8 protein-coding genes are annotated in these 6,261 nt (G+C 57.1%); 2 read left to right on the top strand and 6 right to left on the bottom strand.

Annotated features, from left to right (window positions below):
* Positions 1 to 3: 3 nt before the first annotated feature.
* Together GKAS_RS25570 and GKAS_RS25470 are read left to right on the top strand one after the other, a co-directional pair.
* On the top strand, positions 4 to 153 hold the full coding sequence (locus GKAS_RS25570; protein ID WP_425590904.1) for a DUF1214 domain-containing protein: 150 nt from the start codon (positions 4 to 6) through the stop codon (positions 151 to 153).
* A 505-nt stretch (positions 154 to 658) separates the two neighbouring features.
* Positions 659 to 1,018 (top strand): SymE family type I addiction module toxin, encoded by a 360-nt coding sequence (locus tag GKAS_RS25470; RefSeq protein WP_035894752.1) that lies wholly within the window; start codon positions 659 to 661, stop codon positions 1,016 to 1,018.
* A gap of 130 nt (positions 1,019 to 1,148) precedes the next feature.
* Here the strand turns inward: GKAS_RS25470 and GKAS_RS13060 are convergent, their stop codons facing one another.
* The 6 genes from GKAS_RS13060 to GKAS_RS13035 all read right to left on the bottom strand — a co-directional run bounded on the left by GKAS_RS13060 (position 1,149) and on the right by GKAS_RS13035 (position 6,225).
* Positions 1,149 to 1,652, bottom strand: a complete 504-nt coding sequence (locus GKAS_RS13060) for a DUF1543 domain-containing protein (protein WP_035894751.1) — start codon at positions 1,650 to 1,652, stop codon at positions 1,149 to 1,151.
* A gap of 194 nt (positions 1,653 to 1,846) precedes the next feature.
* Complete coding sequence (locus GKAS_RS13055; RefSeq protein WP_035894749.1) at positions 1,847 to 2,665, bottom strand: phytanoyl-CoA dioxygenase family protein; 819 nt, start codon at positions 2,663 to 2,665, stop codon at positions 1,847 to 1,849.
* 27 nt (positions 2,666 to 2,692) lie between these two features.
* On the bottom strand, positions 2,693 to 3,844 hold the full coding sequence (argE, locus tag GKAS_RS13050) for an acetylornithine deacetylase (RefSeq protein WP_035894746.1): 1,152 nt from the start codon (positions 3,842 to 3,844) through the stop codon (positions 2,693 to 2,695).
* Positions 3,837 to 4,511 carry a DUF1028 domain-containing protein gene (locus tag GKAS_RS13045; RefSeq protein ID WP_035894745.1) on the bottom strand — a complete coding sequence of 225 codons (675 nt, stop codon included), beginning with the start codon at positions 4,509 to 4,511 and terminating at the stop codon, positions 3,837 to 3,839. The genes argE and GKAS_RS13045 overlap by 8 nt, the downstream gene beginning before the upstream one ends.
* Positions 4,511 to 4,942, bottom strand: a complete 432-nt coding sequence (locus GKAS_RS13040) for a RidA family protein (protein WP_035894744.1) — start codon at positions 4,940 to 4,942, stop codon at positions 4,511 to 4,513. Before GKAS_RS13040 ends, GKAS_RS13045 begins: the two co-directional genes overlap by 1 nt.
* Positions 4,943 to 4,968: 26 nt before the next feature.
* Positions 4,969 to 6,225 carry a flavin-containing monooxygenase gene (locus GKAS_RS13035; protein ID WP_035894743.1) on the bottom strand — a complete coding sequence of 419 codons (1,257 nt, stop codon included), beginning with the start codon at positions 6,223 to 6,225 and terminating at the stop codon, positions 4,969 to 4,971.
* Positions 6,226 to 6,261: the final 36 nt, after the last annotated feature.

The following is a 6,261-nucleotide window of genomic DNA, read 5'->3' as shown; positions in this document are numbered from 1 at the left end:
TACATTCAAAATGATGCACCAGATAAAGATAAAGAATCAAACTGGTTACCGGTGCCAAAAGGTAAGTTCATTATGTTCTTGCGCACATACTGGCCTAAAGAATCCGTTCTTGATGGAAGCTGGAAAGCACCAGAAATAGAAGTAGCAAAATAACCTTTCTTCAATGCGTCCGAGGCTTCCTGGACGCACATCCTGATGACCATTCTAAAAGAACTCGACTGTTAAAACCTCCTGCTCAAACTGAAAGTTTGCACCCCAGAAAGCCGCAGTACTAACATTTGAAGTTTTTGTAATACAGTTAAGTTTATGTCCGCTCTTCGCTCATAACGGCCACTCAGACGTAAATCATCATTTCTCCCAATCCCCCTTACAGCACCATTACCCGTTTTCATTTCTGCGATCCCCCTTCAAACCCCCACTCTTGCCCAACCCCACTAACCTCTGTACCCTATTGTTGTACCTGCAATATCAGGTACCGGGATTAGCCTCCTGACCTAACTTCATCGGAGAAACGTGCGTATGTCTTTCGCACAGTTACCATCTCAAAGGTGGGCCAGAGAGGCGTCGAAAGATGCACCGGTATCGATGAGTCGGTCTTCTATCCCATCTGATTTAGCCGCCAATGAGAGAGAAAAAACCACTTATCGGAGGCTGCCCCATGGCAAAACCCCTCACCCCAACTACCGTACCCGATTTCACCCACTGCGAGTTTTACTCCTTCGTTGAAGGCCGCGCCGTTCACCTTGGTGGAGATTGGCTCTCTCAGGCCGGATTTATCGACGGCATGCCCGTTAAAGTCCGCGTGATGAAAGATTGTTTTGTGATTACCCCGCAGAATACCCGCGAGCTATGGGGCTGCATTGAAGGTATGAGCGTCGCGAATATCAACGAACGGAAAATTCTAACAACCGCCGTAACCCGGCCGAGCGAACGCGACCTCGGGGATGGGGCCATTTTTTGTGCTTGTGGTTTGGCTCGGTGCCGTTCCCGGCGGCGCTACGCTTGGCCGGGCTACTGAGCGGTAGCTGGTGCAAGCAAGACGTCCCGAGGCTGCCCGTTGACGAGACAGCGACGCTGAGATAGGAAGACGTAAATAGTAGGCGCTTCGCTGACCGTTGCGTCGGCAGCGGCAGCAGAAGCGTCCTGATTTAAACGCCTATCGGTAAATACCCCTGCCACTCAGGTCGAGCGCGGGAGCCGTTTTCACAAGGCGTGAGATGAATAAACATCTCGCCGAGTTTTTCAAGCAGCAGGCAGTCATCGACCTCGACCAAATTGTCTTTATGTTGCTGAAAGGCACCACACAGCAACGTACTCAACGCTTTTTTCTTCGCCTCCTGGGCACTCTCTGCGACAAACAAATCGTATTCGTGCAGCTCGGCAAGCGTGTCGGGGCTGTAGCCTCCCGCATTGACGAAAAATAATCTTAATGCTGACTGAGGTGGCTCAGGAGATAGCGTGACAGCATAGCCGTCTGCCCAGGTAATACGACTGTAACCGTCGATATGAATTTTATCGCTATCGCCAAACCATGATTCACGGAGCGCAGGCCAAGCATCCTGAGGCTCGTTGGCTGCAACAAACTGAATATCATGCACTTCAATATTCGATTTTCCCGCATTCCCACCAATATAAAACATAAACAAATTCATGCTGAACCTCATAGGTTATTCTAATCGCTATATATTTGACTATATATCGCTTTGTGTCGCAACTGACTCATTTCCTGACGTCGATGCTATTCGGCGCTGAATTTTGGTACTGAGATGAATGAGGGGTACAACACGACGCCGGGATAACACCAACGCCCAAACCTGCAGGCCTGGCCGCCACCCGGCATCAACAACTAGCCTCTCGGCCAGACCTGCGGAAACAGCGGAGAGTCGAGCGGTTCACCATCTCGTAGCGTTAATTCCGGAAACGGTGGAGAGGTTACGCCGCCGCGATCGGCAAAAGCGGCGTCATCGCCCACCCAGCGGGCGGAAAAGACCCGTCGTGAACGCGCGGTATGATTTCCTCGCGCGCCATGAACGGTGCGAAAATGAAAGGCCACGGCATCCCCTGGTTCCAGATCCCAACTGACGATATCGTATTCCTCTTCATGCGCATCGATATCCGGCAGCGAGCGAAAACGGGCATGATCGTAGAGCTTCGTACCGTTAAATCGGGTTGGGCTGAACTCGGCGTCCCAGCGGTGCGAGCCGCGAATACAGCGCAGCGAGGTGGCCTGTGCAACCGGGTCCAGCGGGATCCAGAAGCTCACATTCTGCCGTCCGGAGACGCAATAGTACGGCTGGTCGTGATGCCACGGGGTCACCGTACTGCCCCCCGGCTGCTTCACCAGCGTATGCTCATGGAAAAACTTCGCCGTCTGCGACTGCATCAACGCGGCGGCGATTTCTGCTGCCGCCGACTGAAACACGAAATCCTCAAACTCCGGTATCCGCGACCAGTTGCAGTAATCCTGAAAAAACGGCGCCGAGCCATCTTTAGGGATCACCGTGCGCGCATGCCCATATTCACTGGGATTCGCCATCAGCGCCGCAACGCCAGTGGAGAGCGGTTCAATCCACGGGGTGAATACGCCTTTCAGTAACACCACGCCATCGGCCTGCCAGCGGTCGATGGTTTGTTGATCAATAGGTGCAGTGAGATCTTTTTGCATCGCTTACGATCCTGTGTTGAGGGAATCTTAGGGTTCGGCGCGCATCCAGGCGCAAAGGTTCTCCAGCATCTGTGTGCAGCGTTCCATTTGCGGAATGCTGACGTATTCATCGGGTTTATGGCCCTGCGCCATACTGCCGGGCCCGCAAATCAACGTCGCGACCCCCACGTCATCAAACAATCCCCCCTCGGTGCCAAACGCCACGGTGGAGAAATTATCGCTGCCGCACCACTGCGCCAGCCAGCGGGCAAAGTCAGACTGCGGGTCGTTGAGCAGCCCCGGATAATGACTTAATGGCTGAAACTGGATATCGCTGCGTGCGGCGATTTGCCGCATCTGCGGCAGCAATTGATGGGCATAGTCTGCCAGCGATGTCGTGACGGTGTCCGGGTTAACGCCGGGCAAATAGCGGATTTCAAAATCAAACCAACAAGACTGCGGCACGATGTTAAGCGCCGCCCCGCCCTGAATCATCCCCACCTGTAAGGTGCTGAAAGCGGGTGAAAAACGCGGATCTTTATGTTGCGCCAGCGCGTCGCCCAATGATTCCAGCCGGGTAATCAATTTCGCGGCATAATTGATAGCGTTGACGCCCTGCGGCGCATAGGCAGAATGGCAGGCCTGACCTTCTACGCAGCAGCGCATCGCCAGTTTGCCTTTGTGGCCGTAGACCGGCTGCATTTCCGTCGGTTCGCCAATCAGGCACAGTGCGGGTTTCTCCGGCGAGGCCGCAATAAAATCCACCAGGCTGCGCACACCGAGGCAGCCCACCTCTTCGTCATAGGAGAACGCCAGATGCAGTGGCATGCGCAGCGTCACTGTGCAAAAGGTATCGACGCTCGCCAGCACGCAGGCAATAAAACCTTTCATGTCGGCACTGCCGCGCCCGTAGTAACGCCCGTCGCGCTCGGTGAGCGCAAACGGCGGCACGCTCCAGGTCTGCCCATCGACGGGAACCACGTCGGTGTGACCCGAGAGCATCACCCCGCCCGGCCCTTCTGGCCCCAGGCGGGCGTAGAGGTTGGCTTTGCGCCCGTCTTCGTTGTAAAAACGCTGGCAAGCAATGCCGCGCACGGCCAGAAAATCGGCAATCCAGTCAATCAGCGCCAGATTGGATTCCCGGCTGGTGGTATCAAACGCCAGCAGCGCGGCCAGAATATTGCGCGCGGAATTATTCATCGCCCGGCACGCCGTAAGATGGCGCATCGCGCGGGTCCAGGGCGCGGGTAATGTAGGCCTCCATCTGCGGTTCATACGCCAGCCATAGCTGCTCCAGCTCGGCGATCGGATCGTCGTCCGCCCAGTCAACGCGCAGGTCGACCACCGGCCAGGCATAATCTTCCACCACTTTCACCGCCGCCGAGTGCACCGGCCCGGCTTCGCCACCGGCGGCGATCCCCGCGCGTAACCCGGCAATCAGTCGGCTGGCCAGTTCCCCGGTCGCGTATTCAAAGGCTTCAACCATGGCGGCAATGACGCCGCGCTCCGCCAGCATATTCCCTGCGGCCACGCAGTTCTCACCTGCCAGCGTTTCACCAATACCCAATGTGTGTTCACCGCTAAAGGTGGCAATTTCGCCGCTGGCGTCAATCACCGTCACCTGGCGATACTCGCTAAAACGATCCTCCGCCAGCGCGCGGTTCAGCGCCTGCTCCACCGACTCGCCTGCTTCCAGGCTAGCAAGAATATGCGGCCCCAGAGATGGCAGCGTGATGTTCTGGCTGGAGACCGCGCCTACGCCCGCAAGGAGCCACGGGCAGCGTGCGCCCACAGCAATGCTTGAAGAGCTAATCGCGATACCTAACTGCCCGGACTCCGGGCACAATGCTGCAATCGAAATCGTCATTACGCCACCTCGCCGTTCCAGTCATCCGGGATCACCGCCGTGACGTCAATTTCCATCAGCCACTGCGGCTGTGCCAGCGCCGACACCACCACGCCGGTTGAGATAGGGAAAACGCCTTTCAGCCACTTGCCGACTTCCTGATACACCGGCTCGCGATAGCGCGGGTCGATAAGATAGGTAGTGGTTTTCACAATGTGCGTCAGGTCACTGCCCGCTTCTTTCAGCAGTTGCGCCACGTTCTTCATTGCCTGTTCCGCCTGCGCGCGCGGGTCACCAAGGCCAATCAGGTTACCGTCAAAATCGGTACCGACCTGACCGCGTACGTACACGGTGTTGCCCGCACGCACCGCCTGGCATAAATCGTTGTTCAGCGACTGATTCGGGTAGGTCTCTTTGGTGTTAAACATGCGAATACGGGTATGGGTTGGCATCGTTGTGTTCCTTTATTCACGGATTATCAGGATGGCTGGTAGTGCTGGTACTGACGCTGGATAGCAATCTGGTCGGCGATGTATTTCGCGTCGTGCCACACGCCCCAGATAAAGGTTGAACCGCGACGCGACAACCACGGCAGGCCCAGGAAATAGACGCCCGGTTCGGTAGAAACACCGCGGTGATGCTGCGGACGCTGCGCGTCGTTAAAAGCATTCACCTTCAACCAGCGGTAATCAGTGGTGTAGCCGGTGGCCCAGATGATGGTGGTGATCCCGGCCTGTATCAGATCAAGATTTAACAGCGGTTCGGTGACGCACGCCGGGTCCAGCAGGAACTCGCGGGCCGCCGGTTCTTCAGGGAGATCGAGACCGTTGCGGGCGACATAGGCGTCCGCCGCATCGAGCAGCGCCAGATAGGAATCGTCACCGCGTCGAATGTTGTCGGCCAGATCGTTCTGGAAAGTGGCCGTTGCGCCGTCAAACGATTGGGTTTGCCCCACCAGCGTTACGCCCTGGTAGGCAAGCTGACGGAAATCCACGGTATGGCCACCGCGCGCGCCGCTCACCGCAATGGTAACGTGTTCTTTGCCCGGCTGATTTGCCGCGGCGTCCCATAGCCCAAGCACCCCAAGCCACCAGCAAAAATCGCGATCACGATAGCGGCGCGGTGGGCGGTCGTGCGCGCCGACCGAGAGCCACACGTTACGCCCCGCACGCTGCAATTCATCGGCAATCTGCACGCCGGAAGAGCCTGCGCCAATCACCAGCACGCCGCCGTCGGCAAGCTGCTGCGGGTTGTAATACTGCGCGGAATGAATTTGATCGATGGCATCAGTCTGTGGCGCGATCGCCGGGATCGTCGGGCGCTGGAACGGACCGGTGGCGGCGACAATACGCTGCGCTTCAATTACGCCTTGCGAAGTTTCCACGCGAAAACCCGGGCGGCCCTTCAGGCGCTCAGCGCTATAGACCTCAACGCCAGTACGAATGGGGGCGTTAAAACTACGGGCATAAGCCGCGAAATAGTCCGCAATCTGTTCTTTGGCGACAAAGCCGTCGGCGTCGCACTCCGGGAACATCATGCCGGGAAAGCGGTCGTGCCAGGCCGGACCGTTGGCGACCAGCGAATCCCAGCGGCCGGTGCGCCACGCCTGGGCGATGCCCTGTTTTTCCAGTACCAGATGCGGAATATCGAGCGTCGTCAGATGTTCGCTCATGGCGACGCCCGCCTGCCCCGCGCCAACCACCAGGGTATCGATTTCGGTAATGTGTTCTGTCATTTCTCTGTCCTTCAAGCACGGTTGCCGACGATATCG

This window comes from Kluyvera ascorbata ATCC 33433 (assembly GCF_000735365.1).
GTDB lineage: Bacteria > Pseudomonadota > Gammaproteobacteria > Enterobacterales > Enterobacteriaceae > Kluyvera > Kluyvera ascorbata.
Note: the sequence above shows the minus strand (reverse complement) of the source record. Positions and strands in the feature narration are given on the sequence as shown.